Source organism: Micromonospora sp. WMMD710 (assembly GCF_029626045.1).
Lineage (GTDB): Bacteria > Actinomycetota > Actinomycetes > Mycobacteriales > Micromonosporaceae > Micromonospora.
Genome location: NZ_JARUBD010000001.1, coordinates 3,590,740 through 3,608,544 on the forward strand (window position 1 = coordinate 3,590,740; position 17,805 = coordinate 3,608,544).

The window sequence follows — 17,805 nt, forward strand, 5'->3', positions numbered from 1 at the left end:
CGGTACGCTGACCGGCTCCCTCTCGGGTGGTCGCGCGGCCCGTGTTCTTCAGGTGGGACGCGGTACGGGGGAGCGGCCGCCCGGCCACTCCCCCGTCACGTCACCGGCGCAGACCGAGCCGCTCGATGAGCGACCGGTAGCGGGCAATGTCCTTCTTCTGGACGTAGTTGAGCAGCCGCCGGCGCCGGCCGACCAGCAGCAGCAGCCCACGGCGGCTGTGGTGGTCGTGCTTGTGCACCTTCAGGTGCTCGGTCAGCTCGGCGATCCGCTTGGTGAGGACCGCGACCTGGACCTCCGGCGAACCGGTGTCGCCCTCGGCGGTCGCGTACTCCGCACGGATGCTGGCCTTGGCTTCCTGGTCGAGCGCCATGTTCTCCCTGTTTCGATGGGTTGATCAAGTAGGTGTCCGTCGTCCCGATGGACCGGGAACGGACCGGTACCTCGCACCCGCGGCGTCGAGCAGGCACGCGAGGCCCCACGCCGGTCACCCGACGTCTCGGCAAGACTACCAGCACTCGCCGGTAACACCCGGCGAAGGGCCTCGGCGGGGCCTGTCAGCCCCTGACGATCAGGCCAGCACGCGCCTGGTGCGTTCGACGTCCTGATTCATCTGAGTGATCAACGGCTCGATCGAGTCGTACCGGATCTGACCGCGCAGGTGCGCCACGAAGTCCAGGGCCAGCCGCTCGCCGTACAGGTCGCCGGTGAAGTCGAGCGCGTACGCCTCCACCCGCCGCTCCCGGCCGGAGAAGGTCGGGTTGGTGCCCACCGACACGGCCGCCATCAGCGGCTCGTGCTGGCCGCGGCGGATCAACCGGGCCGCGTACACCCCGTCGGCGGGCACCGCCGCGTACCGGTGGCAGAGCAGGTTGGCGGTGGGGAAGCCCAGCTCCCGGCCGCGCTGGTCACCGCGGACCACCACGCCCTCCAACCGGTGCGGCCGACCCAGCGCGGACGCCGCGGCGCCCACGTCGCCCGCGTCGACGCAGGAGCGGATGTACGTGGAGGAGAAGACGGTGCCGTCCTCGGCGACCAGCGGGCCGCCCTCGACGCCGAAGCCGAAGGTCTGGCCCAGCCGCTCCAGCAGCGCCACGTCACCGGCGGCCCGGTGCCCGAAGCGGAAGTTGCCGCCGACCACCACCAGCGCCGCGTGCAGGTGCTCGACCAGGACGTCGTGCACGAACTGCTCGGCCGGCAGCCGGGAGAACTCCGGGGTGAACGGCACCACGCACAGCACGTCCACACCGAGGGCCTCGATCAGCTCCGCCTTGCGGGCCTGCTCGGTGAGCACCGCCGGATGCGAGCCGGGGCGGACCACCTCGGCCGGGTGCGGGTCGAACGTGACCACCACCGACTGCACGCCCAGCTCCCGAGCGCGGGCCACGGCGTGGCCGATGGTCGACTGGTGCCCCTTGTGCACGCCGTCGAAGACGCCGATGGTGACGACCGAGCGTCCCCACCCTCCGGGCGCCGCGTCGTACCCCCGCCACCGCTGCATGCCACTCCTCCCCTGCTGTCCCGCCGGCCGGCGGGTCGACACCGCCGGCCGCGGGCCGGCGGACCTGCGCCCCGGCGTCAGGCCGGGGCGAGCACGATCTCGGCGCGGGCCCGCCCGTCCCGCTCGCTGACGATAGCGATCAGGCCGCCCGCCGGTCCGAAGACGGCGTACGGCCCGATGCGGCCGGTCGGGTCCAGTGGGCCGCCGTGGGCGAGCACCCGCGCCTCGTCGGGCGTGGCGTCGCGGCGCGGGAAGAACCGGTCGGCCGCCACGTCCAACGGCAGGTTCACCACGGCCGGGGCGCGCTGCTCCAACTCGTCGAGGGTGGCCGCCTCGGCGAGGGTGAAACCGCCGACCGCGGTCCGGCGCAACGCGGTCAGGTGGCCGCCGACGCCGAGCACCAGGCCCGCGTCCCGGGCGATGGCCCTGATGTACGTGCCGGAGGAGCAGGTCACGTCCACGTCGACATCCACCACGTCCGGCTCGTCGCGGCGGATGGCCAGCACCTCCAGCCGGGAGATGGTGACCCGTCGCGCCGGCAGCTCGACGCTCTCCCCGTCGCGGACCCGCTTGTACGCCCGCTGCCCGTCGATCTTGATGGCGCTGACGGCGCTGGGCACCTGGTCGACCTCCCCGGCCAACGCGGCCAGCGCCGACCGGATCGCGTCGTCGGTCACGAGACCGGCCGGGGTGGTGGCGATCACGTCACCCTCGGCGTCGTCGGTGACGGTGGCCTGGCCGAGCCGGATCGTGCCGGTGTAGCTCTTGCCCGCGCCGATCACGTAGGTCAGCAGCCGGGTAGCCCGCCCCACGCCGATCACCAGCACCCCGGTGGCCATCGGGTCGAGGGTGCCGCCGTGCCCGACCCGGCGGGTTTTCGCCAGCCGGCGGATCCGCGCCACCACGTCGTGCGACGTCATGCCGCCGGGCTTGTCGACCACGATCAGACCATCGGTGCTCACGTCGCCCAAGCCTGCCAGATGCGAGCGCCGGTCAGCGGACGGCCCCGACCACCGCCCAGCGCCCGGTGCGCAGGCGCAGCAGCAGGGCGACCAGCCGGATCACCACGAACAGGGTGAGCCCGGCCCAGATGCCGCCCAGCCCGAGATCGAGCACGTACGCCAGCCAGATGGCCGGCAGGAAGCCGCCGAGGGCCGCCACGATGGTGAGGTTGCGCAGGTAGCGCACGTCGCCGGCGCCGATCAGCACGCCGTCGAGGGCGAACACCACCCCGGCCAGGGGTTGCATGGCGACGAACCACGGCCAGGCCACCATGGCCTGTTCGCGTACCTGCTCATCGGAGCTGAACCACGACGGCACGACGCCGGCGCCGGCGGCGATGAGCAGCGCGAAGCCGATACCGCAGACGCCGCCGAGCAGGCCGATCCGCCGGGCCAGCGCGCGGGCGTCCGCCGCGTCGCCGGCCCCGAGCGCGGCGCCGACCAGGGACTGCGCGGCGATGGCGAGGGCGTCGAGCACCAGTGCGGTGAAGAACCAGAGTTGCAGGGCGATCTGGTGGGCGCCGACGGCGGCGGCGCCGAAGCGGGCGGCGACGGCGGTCGCGGAGAGGAAGCTGGCCTGGAACGCCAGGCCCCGGATCAGCAGGTCCCGGCTGAGCACCAGTTGCTGGCGGATCACCCGGGGTTGGGGCCGCAGCGAGACCCGTTCGGCGACCAGCGCGGCGGCGAAGAGCCCACCGGCGATCGTCTGGGCGACCACGTTGGCGACCGCGGAACCGACCAGGCCGAGCCCGGCGGGGTAGACCAGCAGGGGGCAGAGCAGCGCGGACAGCAGATTGGGCCCGAGCACGAAGAACAACGGGCGGCGGGTGTCCTGCACGCCGCGCAGCCAGCCGTTGCCGGCGGCGGCGAGCAGCAGGCCCGGGGCGCCGAGGGCCGCGATCCGCAGCCACTGCGCGGCGGCGTCGGCCACGTCGCCACCACCGCCGGCGAGGGTACGTGCCAACGTGCCGCCGCCGAACTGCATGCCGATCGCGATCAGCAGTCCGACACCGAACGCCAACCAGGACGACTGGACGCCCTCGGCGACGGCGGCCGCCCGGTCGCCGGCGCCGAAGCGACGGGCCGAACGGCCGGTGGTGCCGTACGCGACGACGGTGCCGACCCAGGCGGTGAGCGTCATCACCGTGCCGGCGACGGCGAGCGCGGCGAGCGGCACCCGGCCGAGGTGACCGACCACGGCCGTGTCGACGAGGACGTACAGCGGCTCGGCGGCGAGCACCACGAGGGCCGGCAGGGCGAGACCGGCGATCCGGCGCGGCGAAGCCGATCGGGTGGCGGTGGTGGCGTGGCTCATCGCCGCCGATCCTGGCACGACCACCGTAAGGATCGCAATCCCGCCGACTGCTTACCCGGCGGCGGGCTCGACCAGCCTCGCCGTCGACCGACACCGCTGGCTGAGCGCTGTGGAGTTGATGTCGTGCACGAATCAGTCACCTGGAGCCGGATCGACCCGGCTCCAACGGCCGACCGCCGCGATGTCGCCGACCATTGCGCCCGACAGGCGTGCCAGGGCGCGTCCGGCAAACGTCCGGCCGCGCCCATCCGAGGGCCGGGGCCGTCAGGGCCGCCGCACGGGAACCTGCTCCGCAGACGACCGGCGTCGAAGTCACCGTCGAACAGGGGCAGGAACTACTGGCGGGTGTCCATCGACGTCTGCAGCGCGCGGCGGGCCTGCTCGCGGGCGTCGTCGGTGGTCTCGGGCTTGGGCTTGTTCGGCATGGTGGCGCTCCTTCCAGGGTGTGAGCCACCGGCACGCGGCGGCCCTCACGGGCGGTCGTGCTGAGCGCCCCACGGCGGTCCGGGGTTACCGGAGCAGCCGACTGGGCAGCGTGAGCCCGGGTCGGTCCGACCCTGGAGGGAGGCGGCGCGAGGTGTGGCACCACAGCCCACGACCTGCGCCGCAACGCGGCGCCGGCCATCTCCCAAATTATCGTTCAGGTCCACATGCTGCTCACGGTTCCCGCCATTTGGACAGCCCGCATCCCGACTCAGCGGGCCAGGAAGTGCCAGCCCAGCCACCACCAGAACCCGAACAGACCGATCCGGCCCACCGGCACCGGGCCGACCTCGTAGCGCATCACGTACGCGCAGACCTCGCCCAGGGTGGGGATGCGCGAACCCTCCCGCCGGGCCAGCCACTCGACCACCGCGAACAGGACCAGCGCGGTGAGGAAACCGCCGATCGCCAGCGCCCGCATCATCGCCGCACCAACCCCCAGAACGCGGCCAGCCAGGCGAACCAGGCCGCCGACCGGGTCAGGTGGTCCTCCAGAAGAGGATCGGCCAGGCGGGAGAAGGTGGGGAAGTCATCGCCGACCGCCAGCACGAAGGTGGCACCCTCGAAGACCCCGAAGACCACGACCGGCAGCGCCCACCAGGCCGCGCCGGCGCCCAGCCGACGCGGCGCCGGCCGCCGGGGCACCCGGCTGCTCAGACCGAGCCAGATCAGCACGCCTCCGGTGCCGAGGGTGTACAGATTCGCCTCGGTGGAGAACGACGCGAACCGACCGCCGACGAGCGACAGGCAGACGAGGACGGGGACGGAGACGGCGGGCCGATCCCAGGCGCGGGGGGCCTCCACGGTGAGGTCGTGCGGCTGCTCCATCCCGCAATTCTTCCCGCTATCACGGAGCGCGGGAAGACCGACACTCCCCGGAGCTGTCCCTGATCTTCCCCACCATCCGATCGGCCGGCGTCGACGCCAGGTCAGTCCTCGCAGCGGATCAGCGCGGCGTCCAGCTGGTCGCGGATCGACCCGATCACCTGCTCGGCGGTCCCCCGGCCGGTGAACCCGGCCGCGAACCGGTGGCCGCCACCGCCCAGCACGACCGCGACCCGGCTGACGTCCACCGCACCCTTGCTGCGCATCGACACCGCCCACTCGTCGGGCCTGACCTGCTTCAACACGCAGCTCACGTCCGCCTCGGCGGTGCACCGCACCGAGTCGATCAGCGCCTCCAGCACGTACGGCCGCTGGTCGTGTCGGGCCAGGTCGTCGAGTGTCGCGAAGGTCCACACCAGCCCCCGGCCGCCGGCCGCGGCCGGCTCCAGCCGAGCCCGACCGAGCACCTCACCGAAAAGACGAACCGCGCCGAAGGGCCGGGTGTCGAAGACCCGCCGGGAGATGTCACCGGGCGAGATACCGGTGGCCAGCAGCCGGGCGGCCAGGTGGTGTACGGCCGGGGTGGTCGCCTCGAACCGGAACGAACCGGTGTCCGTGGTCAGCGCCACGTACAGGCACTCGGCGATGGCCCGGTCCAGCGGTACGCCGAGCCGGGCCAACAGCTGCTCGGCCACCACCGACGTCGCCGCGGCGGCCGGGTCGACCAGGTTGACGGTTCCGAAGCCGTCGTTGGAGGCGTGGTGGTCCAGCACCAGCGCCGCGCCCGCGCTGGTCAACCGCCCGGCCAGCTCACCGAGGCGCGACTCGCTCGCCGCGTCGAAGCAGATCACCAGGTCCGGGGCCGGGTCGGCGTCGCTCGACGGGACCAGCAGCTCCAGTCCGGGCAGCCCCCGGAACGGCTCGGGCACCTCCGGCGGCCCGGGGAAGGTCGCCTGCAACGCGCCCACGCCGAGCCGCAGCAGCCCCAGACCGAAGCCGAGCATGCTGCCCAGCGCGTCACCGTCCGGGTTGACGTGGCAGATCAACAGCACCCGACCGGTCGGCGGAAGAGCCCGGATCAGCGCCTCGGCCGCGGCCCAGTCCGCCTCGGCGGGGCCGGCGCCGACCGTCGGGGCGAGCTGCGCGCCGGCGGTGCCGGTCACCGCGCTTCCCCACCCCGGGGAGTTTCCTTGACGTCGGTGGCCTCGTCGGCCTCGTCCGTCTCGTCGTCCTCGTCCTCGACCCGGTACGGCTGCGCCTCACCCGCGTACTCCGCCCGGGCGGCGAGCCGCTGCACCTCGGCGTCGGCGTTGCGGGCCGCGGCCAGCAGGTCGTCGATGTGCTTGACCTGATCCTGCACATCGTCCAGGACGAAGGTGAGGGTCGGCGAGTGCCGCAGCCCGAGGGCCTTGCCGACGGTGCTGCGCAGCAGCCCCTTGGCGCTCTCCAGGGCCGCCGCGGTGTCCGCCTGGGCCACCGCGTCACCGAGCACCGTGTAGAAGACCGTCGCGTCCCGCAGATCGGCGGTGATCCGGGCGTCGGTGATAGTGATCATGCCGAGCCGCGGGTCCTTGATCTGGCTCCGCACCACCGACGCGACCAGCTCACGCACCCGTTCCGCGTGCCGGCGTACCTTGGCCGGATCAGACATCTCGCCACCTCCACGGCGTCCTGCTCCCGGCCGCCCGGCGACCGGATAGGCCGCCGGCCGACCGGCCAACAACTCGAACATTACCTTCGCGGCCGGACCGGTCGCCCGGCACAGCCGGCAGCCCGGTCAGTCGTCGTCCACGCCGTACAGCCGGCGCCGCACGGACAGCAACTCGACCTCGGGGCGAGCCGCCACCAGCCGCTCGCACGAGTCGAGCACCTCGCGGACGTGCGCCGCCTCGGCGGCCACCACGGCCACCGCTATCTGCGCTCGACCGTGCAGGTCGAGCGCACCCACCTCGGCGGCCGACACCTCGAAGCGGCGCAGTGCCGCCACGATCGGCCGTACATATGATCTCTTGGCTTTGAGCGACCGGGAGTCGCCCGGCAGCAGCAGGTCGAAGACCGCGGTTCCGGTGAACATCGCCCCGGACGATACCGCCACCCCGCCCCGCATGATCAAGGGGTTTACGCCGGTCGGCGCAAACCCCTTGATCAGCGTGTCACCGCCGGATCAGGCGCGAACCTTCTCCCGCATCTCGAACGTCTCGATGACGTCGCCGACCTGGACGTTGTTGTAACCACCCAGGGTCAGACCACACTCGAAGCCCTCGCGGACCTCCGTGGCGTCGTCCTTGAAACGCTTGAGCGAGGTGATCGTGAGGTTGTCCGCCACGACCGTCCCGTCCCGAAGCAGGCGAGCCTTCGCGTTGCGCCGGATGATGCCCGACCGGACGATACAACCGGAGATGTTGCCGATCTTGGACGAGCGGAAGACGTCGCGGATCTCCGCGCTGCCCAGCTCGACCTCCTCGTACTCCGGCTTGAGTAGGCCCTTGAGCGCCGCCTCGATCTCCTCGATGGCCTGGTAGATGACGGTGTAGTACCGGATCTCCACGCCCTCGCGGTCGGCCATCTCACGGACCTTGTTCGAGGCCCGCACGTTGAAGCCGATGATCGTGACCGGCTCGGACGAGGCGCTCGCGAGCATGACGTTGCTCTCGGTGATCGCGCCGACGCCCCGGTCGAGGACCTTGAGCTGGACCTCCTCGGGAATGTCGAGGTTGAACAGCGCGTCCTCCAGGGCCTCCACCGAACCGGAGACATCGCCCTTGAGGATGAGGTTGAGCGACGTCTTCTCGCCCTCCTTGAGCTGCTCCATGAGCGTCTCGAGGGTGGCCCGACCACGGGAGTTGGCGAATGCCGCCGCCCGCCGCCGTGCCTGGCGCTGCTCGGCGATCTGCCGCACCGTGCGGTCGTCCGCCGCGGCGAGGAACGTGTCACCCGCGCCGGGCGGCGCGGTCAGACCCAGGACCATGACCGGACGCGCCGGCCCAGCCTCGGCGACCTGGTTGCCGTTCTCGTCGAGCATCGCCCGAACCCGGCCGTGCGCCCCACCGGCGACGATCGAGTCGCCCGCCCGCAGGGTGCCCTTCTGCACCAGCACCGTGGCCACCGCACCGCGACCCTTGTCCAGGTGCGCCTCGATGGCCACACCCTGCGCCGGCCCGTCGATCGGAGCGGTCAGCTCCAGCGACGCGTCGGCGGTCAGCAGGACAGCCTCGAGGAGTTCCTCGATGCCGATGCCCGGCTTCGCGGCCACGTTGACGAACATGGTGTCGCCGCCGTACTCCTCGGCGACCAGGCCGTACTCGGTCAGCTGCTGGCGGACCTTGTCCGGGTTGGCCTCCGGCTTGTCGACCTTGTTGACCGCCACCACGATCGGCACGTCGGCCGCCTTGGCGTGGTTCAACGCCTCGATGGTCTGCGGCATCACGCCGTCGTCGGCCGCGACCACCAGGATCACGATGTCCGTCACCTGGGCACCACGAGCACGCATGGCGGTGAACGCCTCGTGACCCGGGGTGTCGATGAAGGTCACCGCGCGGTCCACACCCTCGTGCGGAACGTGCACCTGGTAGGCACCGATGTGCTGGGTGATGCCACCCGCCTCACCGGCCACGACGTTCGCCTTACGGATCGCGTCGAGCAGCTTGGTCTTACCGTGGTCGACGTGACCCATGACGGTCACGACCGGCGCACGGCTGACCAGACGCTCCTCGGCCACCTCCGCGTCGAGGTCGATGTTGAACTGCGCGAGCAGCTCGCGGTCCTCGTCCTCCGGGCTGACGATCTGCACCTCGAAGCCGAGGTGCTCACCCAGCAGCTGCAGGGTCTCGTCAGAGCAGGACTGGGTCGCGGTGACCATCTCGCCCAGGTTGAACATCTCCTGGACCAGCGAACCCGGGTTGGCGTTGATCTTGTCGGCGAAGTCCGACAGAGACGCACCACGGGACAGCCGGACGACCTGACCCTGACCCCGGGGAGCACCCGAGCTCATGGTCGGAGCCGACAGGTTGTCGAACTCCTGTCTGCGCTGCTTCTTGGACTTGCGACCACGCGTCGGCCGGCCACCCGGACGCCCGAAGGCACCCGCGGCGCCGCCGCCACGGCCACGACCACCGGCACCCGGACGACCGCCGCCGCCAGCCGGGGCACCCGGACGGAAACCGCCGCCGGGAGCACCGCCACCGCCGCCGGGACCGCCACGGTAGCCACCGCCACCGCCGGCACCCGCGCCGCCACCGGGGCCGCCGCGGTAACCGCCACCACCACCGGCGCCGCCGCCGGGACCACCACGGAAGCCACCGCCGCCGCCACCGGGACGACCTGCGCCGCCACCGGGACGACCGGCGCCACCGGGACCGGGGCGACCGGCAGCCGGACGCTGGCTCGGCATGGACGCCGGGCTGGGCCGCGGCGGCAGGGAGTTCGAGTTCGAGTTCGGGCTTGGCGGCCGCGGCGGAATGCCCGCCGGGCTGTTGGGCCGGGAGCCACCCGCGCCGGCCGCCGGGGGCCGCTGCTGCTGGCCACCCTGGATGCCGAACGGGTTGTTACCGGCACCGCGCGCCGGCGGGCGACCGCCCGGCCGGGCACCCGGACCGGGAGCCGGCGTGCTCGGACGAGCGGCCGGTGAACCGGGACGGGGGGGCATCGCGGCGGGACCCGGCCGAGGGCCGGGACGGTTGCCGTCGGCCGGAGGCTCCCGGCGGACGGGGTTGTCCCGCTGCTGCTGGCGGGCGGCCTGCGCGGCCTTGACCGCGGCCTCCTGCTCAGCCTTCAGCGCGGCGGCACGCGCCTCCGCGGCCGCCACCTCGATGTCGTGGGCACTCGCCGGCTTGGCGACCGGAGCCGCGGGCTGCGGCGCACCGGGCACCGGGCCCTTCGGCTTCGGACCGGGTGCCGGCGCGGCCGGCCGCCGAGGCGGCATCGGCTTGGCCGAGATCCGGGGCGCGCCCGGGGCCGGAGAGGGCGTCGGGGTCGGGGTTGAAGCCGGCGCCGACGCGGGCGCCGACGGGGCGGCCGGCGCCGGAGCACCGGCGGACGCGACGAATGCGTTACGCAGCCGTCGGGCGACGGGCGCCTCGACGGTGCTGGACGCGGACTTCACGAACTCGCCCATTTCCTTCAACTTGGCGAGAACGGTCTTACTCTCGACCCCGAGCTCTTTTGCAAGCTCGTGTACGCGGGCCTTGCCTGCCACTGCACTCCTCACTCCGAGGTCGTGCGGGCAGCACCCGCAGCGACCTCACTCGTGCACTTGAAGCCTGGTCATTTCAGGGACTTCATCGTGTGCTCATGTCGGTCGTCCTACCTTGCTAGCGACCCTCGCCCGGTCGGGCTGACCGGACGTAGTGGTTGGCGCATCGACGTGCTCCGCCAGCACACCGTGATCGAGGACCTCGGTGATGCGCAGCGCACGCCCGAAGGCGCGGCGCCGCACCGCCAGCGCGAAGCAGGCCGGATCCGGGTGCATGTTCGCTCCCCGACCCGGCAGCCTGCGGTGCGGATCAGGCCGGAGGCTGTAACCAGCCTCGTCCCCGATCGCGACGATCCGCAGCAATTCGCTGGCCGGCGCACGTTTCCGGCAACCCACACAGGTGCGCTCCGGCTGCGCGCGTCGTACCACTGGAGGAAGTCTACCCCTAGCTGCCCGAGATCGCTCCGCCCGGCTCGGTCACGTGATCAGCTGCGCCGCGCGCGGCCGGCGCGGTCTGCTCCGCGTCGGAGCGGATGTCGATCCGCCAACCGGTCAGACGAGCCGCGAGACGGGCATTCTGCCCCTCCCGGCCGATGGCGAGGGAGAGCTGGAAATCCGGAACGGTCACCCGGGCGGCACGGCCGGCCAGGTCCACCACCTCGACCCGCAGCGCCTTGGCCGGCGACAACGCGTTGCCGACGAAGGCGGCCGGGTCGTCCGACCAGTCGATGATGTCGATCTTCTCGCCGTGCAGCTCGCTCATCACGGCACGCACCCGCTGGCCCATCGGGCCGATGCAGGCGCCCTTGGCGTTCACTCCGGGGGTGGTGGAGCGGACGGCGATCTTCGTACGGTGACCTGCCTCACGGGCGATCGCGCCGATCTCCACCGTGCCGTCGGCGATCTCCGGGACCTCCAGCGCGAACAGCTTCTTGACCAGCGCCGGGTGCGACCGGGACAGGGTGATCTGCGGCCCGCGCATGCCCTTGGCCACGTGCACCACGACGCAGCGGATCCGCTCGCCGTGCGCGTACCGCTCGCCGGGCACCTGCTCGGACTGCGGCAGCACGCCCTCCAGCTTGCCCAGGTCGACGCTGACGATGCCCTTCTCGGAGCGCGCCTCGTGCGCCTGCACCACACCGGTGACGAGGTCACCGTCGCGGCCCACGTACTCGCCGAAGTGCACCTCGTCGGTGGCCTCCCGCAGCCGCTGGAGGATCACCTGCTTGGCGGTCATGGCGGCGATCCGGCCGAAGTCGTGCGGAGTGTCGTCCCACTCCCGCACCAGACTGCCGTCGGAGTCCATCTCCTGCGCGTACACCAGGGCGGCGCCCGACTTGCGGTCGATCTCCACCCGGGCGTGCGGCTCGGCACCATCGGTGTGCCGGTAGGCGGTCAGCAACGCGGTCTCGATCGCCGCGAGAATCGTGTCGAACGGGATCTCCCGCTCGCGCTCGAGTGCGCGCAGCGCCGCGAGGTCGATGTTCACCTCTCCTCGTCCTCCACATCATCTTCGTCGTCGATGTCGTCTGAATCGTCGAACTCGTCGGTGTCGTCCGCGTCGTCCAGCTCGTCCGGCTCACCCAGCTCGGCGAGGCGGGTGAACTCGACCTGCACCCGGCCCGGGCCCAGCTGGGCGTACGCCCACGAGGTGCGGCCGTCGTCGGTCTCCAGCTGCACGCCGTCGTCGCCGGCACCGACCACCCGGCCGGTGAGCTGACGGTCGCCGGCGGGCTGCTCGCCGCGCTGGCCGGGCAGCGCGGCCGCTCCCCGGACGGTGACCTTGACCAGCCGGCCCACGTTGCGCCGCCAGTGCCGGGGCAGGGTGAGCGGCCGATCCACGCCGGGCGAGCTGACCTCGAGCTGGTACTCCCCGGCGACGATGTCGCCGTCGGCCTCCTCGGCCGCGTCCAGTGCGGTCGAGACCGCGCGGGAGACGTCGGCGACGGCGTCCAGGTCGATCCCGCCGTCGGCGTCCACGATCACCCGCACCACGTGCCGGCGACCGGCCCGGGAGACGGACAGGTCCTCCAGGTCGTAGCCGGCGCCGTTGACCACCGGCTCGATCACGGTCCGCAACCGGGTACGCCGCGCCGCGAGATCACCGCCGCGGGGGCCGCCCTCGCGCGGCCCGCGGGGGCCTGCGCCATCGCGGGGTCGACCCGTCGACCTGGTGGCACGGCCACGCTGCGTCATCTCCGCACCCTTTCCCTGGTCGACCGGGACGGTCGTCCCGACATGCCGGCACGCCACCGGAGCGGACGCGCCGGTGGCTGCGCAGAGCGTAACGCGCCGGCCGGGTGGTGGACCGGGCGGCGCACCGACGCCGGTGGCCCCCACGGCGGCGCGGATGGTGTTGACTTGCCCGGTGGGGATCGGCAGAACGACACAGCGCGACGAATCATCCGGACAATCCCGGCGAAAGCTCCTGCGTGCCGGGGCGCTGCTCGCGCTCGGCGGCGCGGTGGCACCGCTGACCGGCTGTGATCTTTTCGACCGCGACGACGAGCCGGCACCGCCACCCGACCCGCTGCGGCCGATGGTGGACGAGGCCCTCGGGCTGGCCGAGGCGCACCGGGCGAGCGCGACCGCGCATCCCGACCTGGCCGACCGCCTCGGCCCGATCGTCGAGGCGCACACCGCGCACGCCACCGAACTCGCCCGGGTGATCGGTGTCGCGCTGCCCTCGGCACCGGCCGCCGCGCCGACCAGCACCCCGGCGGCCGACCCGGCCGGCGCACTGGCCGCCCTGCGGGCGCTGGAGAAGGCCGGCCAGCGGACCGCCACCGCCGCCTGCGCGGCGGCACCGGCGGAACGGGCGGCGCTGCTCGGTTCGATCGCCGCCGCGCGGGCCACCCACCAGGAGGCACTGAAGTGAAGCAGCCGTCCGCGGCGGAGGCGCTCGCCGCCGCCCTGTCCGCCGAGTACGCGGCCATCTACGCCTACGGGCGGATCGGCGTACGCCTCACCGGGGCGGCCCGGGACACCGCGCGCCAGGCGGAGGCCGCACACCGACGCCGACGCGACGCGCTGGTGGTGCAGCTCAGCACCAGCGGTGGCACCGTCCCGCCGGATCGCGCCGGGTACGCGCTGCCGTTTCCGGTGACCGACCGGGCGAGCGCGCTGCGGCTCGCCGTCGAGGTGGAGGAACGCACCGCCGCGCACTGGCGGGCCGCGTTGGCGTCGACCACGGGCGCCGACCGGGACCAGGCGCTGGCCGCCCTGGTCGAGTACGCCGTACGGGCCACCCGGTGGCGCAAGACCGCCGGGTTGACCCCGCCGACTGTCGCATTTCCCGGCCGTCCGACCTGAACCGGTCTGCTCCGGTTGCGGTGCGCATACCAGGTATGCATACTCCGTTGCCATGTCCATCCGTCACGGGCTGCTCGCCCTGCTCGAACGCGGCCAGATGTACGGCTACCAGCTGCGCGCCGCGTTCGAGGAGTCGACCGGCTCGACCTGGCCGCTGAACATCGGGCAGGTCTACACCACGCTGTCCCGGCTGGAACGCGACGGTCTGGTGCGCCCACTGCCGGAAAGCGAGGCCGGGCAACGCCCGTACGAGATCACCGACGCCGGCCGGGCGGACCTGGCGCTGTGGTTCGCCACCCCGATCAGCCGTACCGACCGCCCCCGCGACGAGCTGGCGATCAAGCTGGCGCTCGCGCTGACCACGCCCGGGGTGGACGTCCGCTCGGTGGTACAGGCGCAGCGCAGCGCGACGATGCGGGCGTTGCAGGAGTTGACCCGGTTGAAGTACGGCAGCGACCGGCCGGAGGATCTGCCCTGGCGGCTGGTCCTGGACTCGATGGTGTTCCAGGCCGAGGCCGAGGTCCGCTGGCTGGACCACTGCGAGACCAGTCTGGTCCGCCACCGGCCCGGCGTCCCGCCGCCGCCCCCGTCCCGGCCGGGTGACGCGCCCGACGCGGCGCGGTGGGCCGATGAGGAGGCGCGACGGTGAGCGGATCGGACGACGCGGTGCTGGAGCTACGCGCCCTCCAGCGCACCCACGGGGCCGGTCCGGCCGCCGTGCACGCCCTGCGCGGTGTCAGCCTCGTCGTCCGACCCGGTGAGCTGGTCGCCGTGATGGGTCCGTCCGGCTCCGGCAAGTCGACGCTGCTGGCTCTCGCCGGCGGCCTGGACCGTCCGACCGACGGCGAGGTCCTCATCGAGGGACAGCCGCTGGGTGCGTTGGACCGCCGCGGGCTGGCCCAGCTGCGCCGCCGCCGGATCGGCTACATCTTCCAGCAGCTCAACCTGCTGGGCAGCCTGAGCGCCGCGGAGAACGTCGCGCTTCCGCTGGAACTCGACGGCACCGGTGGCCGCCGGGCCCGCGCGCTGGCCATGGCCGCGCTCACCGAGGTGGGCCTGCCGACGCTGGGTGACCGCTTTCCCGACCAGCTCTCCGGCGGTCAGCAGCAGCGGGTGGCCATCGCCCGCGCGCTGGTGGGCGAACGTCGGCTGGTGCTCGCCGACGAGCCGACCGGGGCGTTGGACTCGCAGACCGGTGAGGCGGTGCTGCACCTGCTGCGCCGCCGCATCGACGGGGGCGCCGCCGGTGTGCTGGTCACCCACGAGGCACGGCACGCCGGCTGGGCCGACCGGGTGGTGTTCCTACGCGACGGGGTGCTGGTCGACACGACGGCCCCGTTGGGCAGCGTCGAGCAGTTGCTGTCCGGCAGCGACCGGTGACCATCCGCCGTACGCTGCGGGCCCCCGGCCGGGCCGCCGTGCCGGCGACACGGCCGGTCGCCCCGCCGGTCCGGACCGGCCGGCGGCGGTTCGCCGAGTTGACCGGCTCCTGGCGAGCGGCACTGCGGATCGCCCGGAGGGAGTCCCGCCGCACCCGCCGCCGGACCGCCCTGGTGCTCGCGATGATCGCCCTGCCGGTGCTGGTGCTGGCCTTTCTGGCGGCGAGCTACGACATGGCCGAGCTGACCCCTCAGGAGCGGATCGATCGACGGCTCGGCGTGGCCGACGCGGAGCTGCGCTGGGTCTCCCAGAGCCCGGTCGTGCAGGACGAGTGGGGCGAGGGCTGGTACGCCCCCGACGGCGAGCACCTACCCGCCGGTCCGGCCACCGTCAGCTGGGTCGCCGCACTGCTTCCCCCGGGCAGCCGGGTCACCGAGGTACGCGCCCGGATCCCGCTGACCGTGCGGGGCCCGGACCGCGACGAAAAGGTGAACGGACGGGTCCTGGACCTCACCGACCCCCTGGCCCGAGGGGTGGCGCGGTTCCGGGCCGGCCGGGCGCCGCAGCAGCCCGGTGAGGTGGCGGTGAGCCCGATCGCGCTGCGCCGCCTGGGCCTGCGCCTCGGGCACACGCTGACCACGGCCGACGGGAGCAGGGCGTACACCGTGGTGCGGGTGGTCGAATTCCCCGACGATCTCGGGCCGATGGTGGCGCTGCACCCGGGAGCCGTGCCGCGCACCGGTCCGGAACCGGAGAGCCGGTGGCTGGTGGACGTGCCCGGCACCGTCGACGCCGCGCTGGTCGCCCGGCTCAACGAGCAGGGGGTGCTGCTCACGCCTCGGCACCCGACGGGCGCTGCGCCCACGCCGGACTCCGGGTGGTTCAGATCGATCGGTCCGGGCGACAGCAACGACCTGAGCACCAGCGTGTTGATCGCCGGCCTCGGCCTGCTGGAGGTCGTTCTCCTGGTCGGACCTGCGTTCGCGGTCGGCGTCCGCCGGCGACGCCGGGACCTCGCGCTGGTCGCGGTGGCCGGCGGGGACGCCGCCCAGCTGCGCCGGGTCGTGCTCGCCGACGGCGTGGTGCTGGGTGTGTTGGGCGCCGCCGTCGGCCTGGTCCTCGGCGTCGCCGCGGCGTTCGCCGCGCGTCCGCTGGTGGAGCAGTACGTCTTCGGCGCCCGCTTCGGGGGGTACCGCTGCTGGCCGGCGGCTCTGGTGGTGCTCGGCGGGGTCGCGGTGCTGACCGGGGTCCTCGCCGCGCTGGCGCCGGCCTGGACCGTCGCCCGGCAGGACGTCGGCGCCGGGCTCGCCGGGCGCCGGACGCCGCCCACCTCCCGGGGCCGGTGGCTGGCCGTCGGGTTGACCCTGGTGGCCGGCGGGGCGGCGCTGGCCGCGTTCGGTGCCGCCCGGACCACACCGGCGGTGATCCTCACCGGCCTCATCCTCGGCGAACTCGGTCTGGTGTGCTGCACGCCCACGCTGATCGGCGTGCTCGCCCGACTCGGGCGCGTGTTGCCGCTCGCACCCCGGATCGCGCTGCGCGACGCCAGCCGTAACCGGGCCGCCGCCGCGCCGGCCATCTGCGCCGTGATGGCCGCCGTGGCGAGCAGCGTCGCGCTCGGCGGCTACCTGGCCAGCGACGGCGCCCGCGACCAGCGCGCCTACCAGCCGATGCTGCCGACCGGCCACGTGCTGGTCAGCCCGAACGATCCGGCCCGGGTGCCCACACTGGACCAGGTCACCGGCGCGGCCCGGGAACACCTGGGCACCGACCGGGTCGTGCCGGTGCACGCGGCGGTCTGCGCGCCGCGCGGCGGCTACTGCGACGTCTCGGCGGTACTCCCGAGCGAGCGGGCCTGCCCGTGGCAGGCCGGCGACACCCTCTCCGCGGCGCAGCGCCGCCAGGCCCGGGCCGACCCACGCTGCCAGCTCCACGAGCCGGCCTACTACGGCGCCTACCTGGAGCCTCTCGTCGACGACGGGACGGCACTGCCGCTGCTCACCGACGCGGACCCGGCCACGACGGCCGCCGCGACGGCGGTGCTGCGCGACGGCGGCGTGGTGGTGACCGACCCGCGCTACCTGCACAACGGCCTGGTGACCGTGCAGGTGAGAAAGATGGACGCCGGGCCGGAACAATCGATCGCCGCCGTCGACCTGCCCGGGTACGCGCTGCCCGTGGCGGTCGGGCAGTCCCGCCTGCTGCTGTCCGCCGCCGCGGGCCAACGACTCGACCTGAGCTCGTCGCCGGCCGGCTGGGTGATCGGCACGTCGACGCCGCCGGACGGGGACCGGCAGGACCGGTTCACCGCCGCCCTGCGGCCCTTCGGGACGATCTACGTCACCGTGGAGAACGGTGGCGCTCCCAGTGACCTCTCGCCGCTGCTCCTGCTGCTCGCGGCGGCGGCGGGGCTGATCACGGTGGGTGCGTCCGGGATAGCCACCGCGCTCGCCGCCGCCGAGGGGCGCGCCGAGTTGACCACCCTCGCGGCCGTGGGCGCGGCACCGATGGTCCGCCGCCTGTTGGCGATCTGTCAGGCCGGGGTCATCTCCGGCCTGGGCTCGGTGCTCGGCATCGTGGCCGGGCTGGGCACCGCCGCGATCGTGCTGTTCTCGGTAAACCGCCAGTACGCCACGGCCTGGCCGATCCAGCTGCCGTACCCGTACCTGGTGCCGTGGCCGGTGCTCGGTGTCCTGGTGCTGGTGCCCCTGGTGGCGATGCTCGGCGCGGGCCTGTTCACCCGCGCCCGGCTGCCGATCGAACGGCGCCTGGACTGAGGCTCGTGGTCGTGCGCCGGGGC

At 73.5% G+C, this 17,805-nt stretch carries 18 protein-coding genes; 5 read left to right on the top strand and 13 right to left on the bottom strand.

Annotated elements, in window-relative coordinates:
• Window positions 1–100: 100 nt before the first annotated feature.
• From rpsO to rimP, 13 genes are all read right to left on the bottom strand, one after another.
• A complete protein-coding gene (gene rpsO, locus O7620_RS16455) occupies window positions 101–370 on the bottom strand; it encodes a 30S ribosomal protein S15 (RefSeq protein ID WP_030337594.1) in 270 nt (89 codons plus the stop codon).
• Between the two features lie 198 nt (window positions 371–568).
• Window positions 569–1,498 carry a bifunctional riboflavin kinase/FAD synthetase gene (locus tag O7620_RS16460; protein ID WP_151488144.1) on the bottom strand — a complete coding sequence of 310 codons (930 nt, stop codon included), beginning with the start codon at window positions 1,496–1,498 and terminating at the stop codon, window positions 569–571.
• Between the two features lie 77 nt (window positions 1,499–1,575).
• A complete protein-coding gene (truB, locus tag O7620_RS16465) occupies window positions 1,576–2,460 on the bottom strand; it encodes a tRNA pseudouridine(55) synthase TruB (RefSeq protein ID WP_278123697.1) in 885 nt (294 codons plus the stop codon).
• A 31-nt stretch (window positions 2,461–2,491) separates the two neighbouring features.
• On the bottom strand, window positions 2,492–3,814 hold the full coding sequence (locus tag O7620_RS16470) for an MATE family efflux transporter (protein ID WP_278123698.1): 1,323 nt from the start codon (window positions 3,812–3,814) through the stop codon (window positions 2,492–2,494).
• 694 nt (window positions 3,815–4,508) lie between these two features.
• Window positions 4,509–4,718 (bottom strand): DUF6186 family protein, encoded by a 210-nt coding sequence (locus O7620_RS16475; protein ID WP_192580123.1) that lies wholly within the window; start codon window positions 4,716–4,718, stop codon window positions 4,509–4,511.
• Complete coding sequence (locus O7620_RS16480; protein ID WP_278123699.1) at window positions 4,718–5,125, bottom strand: hypothetical protein; 408 nt, start codon at window positions 5,123–5,125, stop codon at window positions 4,718–4,720. The genes O7620_RS16475 and O7620_RS16480 overlap by 1 nt, the downstream gene beginning before the upstream one ends.
• A 101-nt stretch (window positions 5,126–5,226) precedes the next feature.
• Window positions 5,227–6,285, bottom strand: a complete 1,059-nt coding sequence (locus O7620_RS16485; protein ID WP_278123700.1) for a bifunctional oligoribonuclease/PAP phosphatase NrnA — start codon at window positions 6,283–6,285, stop codon at window positions 5,227–5,229.
• Entirely contained in the window at window positions 6,282–6,773 is a 492-nt protein-coding gene (gene rbfA / locus O7620_RS16490) for a 30S ribosome-binding factor RbfA (protein ID WP_151488150.1), read from the bottom strand. Before rbfA ends, O7620_RS16485 begins: the two co-directional genes overlap by 4 nt.
• Window positions 6,774–6,899: 126 nt before the next feature.
• Complete coding sequence (locus O7620_RS16495; RefSeq protein ID WP_151488151.1) at window positions 6,900–7,196, bottom strand: DUF503 domain-containing protein; 297 nt, start codon at window positions 7,194–7,196, stop codon at window positions 6,900–6,902.
• A 90-nt stretch (window positions 7,197–7,286) separates the two neighbouring features.
• Window positions 7,287–10,316, bottom strand: coding sequence for a translation initiation factor IF-2 (infB, locus tag O7620_RS16500; protein WP_278123701.1), 3,030 nt, complete (start codon window positions 10,314–10,316; stop codon window positions 7,287–7,289).
• Window positions 10,317–10,409: 93 nt separating this feature from the next.
• Window positions 10,410–10,742 (bottom strand): YlxR family protein, encoded by a 333-nt coding sequence (locus O7620_RS16505; RefSeq protein WP_278123702.1) that lies wholly within the window; start codon window positions 10,740–10,742, stop codon window positions 10,410–10,412.
• 16 nt (window positions 10,743–10,758) lie between these two features.
• On the bottom strand, window positions 10,759–11,802 hold the full coding sequence (nusA, locus tag O7620_RS16510; RefSeq protein WP_151488154.1) for a transcription termination factor NusA: 1,044 nt from the start codon (window positions 11,800–11,802) through the stop codon (window positions 10,759–10,761).
• Window positions 11,799–12,509, bottom strand: coding sequence for a ribosome maturation factor RimP (gene rimP, locus O7620_RS16515; RefSeq protein WP_278123703.1), 711 nt, complete (start codon window positions 12,507–12,509; stop codon window positions 11,799–11,801). The genes nusA and rimP overlap by 4 nt, the downstream gene beginning before the upstream one ends.
• Window positions 12,510–12,663: 154 nt before the next feature.
• Between rimP and O7620_RS16520 the strand changes: the two genes are divergently transcribed.
• Genes O7620_RS16520 through O7620_RS16540 form a run of 5 tightly spaced genes read left to right on the top strand, consistent with a single transcriptional unit; the run spans window position 12,664 to window position 17,782 of the window.
• Entirely contained in the window at window positions 12,664–13,191 is a 528-nt protein-coding gene (locus O7620_RS16520) for a hypothetical protein (RefSeq protein ID WP_225854141.1), read from the top strand.
• Entirely contained in the window at window positions 13,188–13,625 is a 438-nt protein-coding gene (locus tag O7620_RS16525) for a ferritin-like domain-containing protein (RefSeq protein WP_151488156.1), read from the top strand. Before O7620_RS16520 ends, O7620_RS16525 begins: the two co-directional genes overlap by 4 nt.
• Before the next feature lie 52 nt (window positions 13,626–13,677).
• Entirely contained in the window at window positions 13,678–14,274 is a 597-nt protein-coding gene (locus O7620_RS16530) for a PadR family transcriptional regulator (RefSeq protein ID WP_151488157.1), read from the top strand.
• The gene (locus O7620_RS16535; RefSeq protein WP_278123704.1) at window positions 14,271–15,005 is read left to right on the top strand and encodes an ABC transporter ATP-binding protein; all 735 of its coding nucleotides are present in this window, start codon (window positions 14,271–14,273) and stop codon (window positions 15,003–15,005) included. The genes O7620_RS16530 and O7620_RS16535 overlap by 4 nt, the downstream gene beginning before the upstream one ends.
• Window positions 15,002–17,782, top strand: a complete 2,781-nt coding sequence (locus tag O7620_RS16540; protein ID WP_278123705.1) for an FtsX-like permease family protein — start codon at window positions 15,002–15,004, stop codon at window positions 17,780–17,782. Before O7620_RS16535 ends, O7620_RS16540 begins: the two co-directional genes overlap by 4 nt.
• Window positions 17,783–17,805: the final 23 nt, after the last annotated feature.

Bases quoted from the DNA above. Each gene is read 5' to 3' on its own strand.
- rpsO (WP_030337594.1), bottom strand. From the start codon at position 370: ATGGCGCTCGACCAGGAAGCCAAGGCCAGCATCCGTGCGGAGTACGCG.
- O7620_RS16460 (WP_151488144.1), bottom strand. From the start codon at position 1,498: ATGCAGCGGTGGCGGGGGTACGACGCGGCGCCCGGAGGGTGGGGACGC.
- O7620_RS16470 (WP_278123698.1), bottom strand. From the start codon at position 3,814: ATGAGCCACGCCACCACCGCCACCCGATCGGCTTCGCCGCGCCGGATC.
- O7620_RS16475 (WP_192580123.1), bottom strand. From the start codon at position 4,718: ATGCGGGCGCTGGCGATCGGCGGTTTCCTCACCGCGCTGGTCCTGTTC.
- O7620_RS16480 (WP_278123699.1), bottom strand. From the start codon at position 5,125: ATGGAGCAGCCGCACGACCTCACCGTGGAGGCCCCCCGCGCCTGGGAT.
- rbfA (WP_151488150.1), bottom strand. From the start codon at position 6,773: ATGTCTGATCCGGCCAAGGTACGCCGGCACGCGGAACGGGTGCGTGAG.
- O7620_RS16495 (WP_151488151.1), bottom strand. From the start codon at position 7,196: ATGTTCACCGGAACCGCGGTCTTCGACCTGCTGCTGCCGGGCGACTCC.
- rimP (WP_278123703.1), bottom strand. From the start codon at position 12,509: ATGACGCAGCGTGGCCGTGCCACCAGGTCGACGGGTCGACCCCGCGAT.
- O7620_RS16520 (WP_225854141.1), top strand. From the start codon at position 12,664: ATGGTGTTGACTTGCCCGGTGGGGATCGGCAGAACGACACAGCGCGAC.
- O7620_RS16530 (WP_151488157.1), top strand. From the start codon at position 13,678: ATGTCCATCCGTCACGGGCTGCTCGCCCTGCTCGAACGCGGCCAGATG.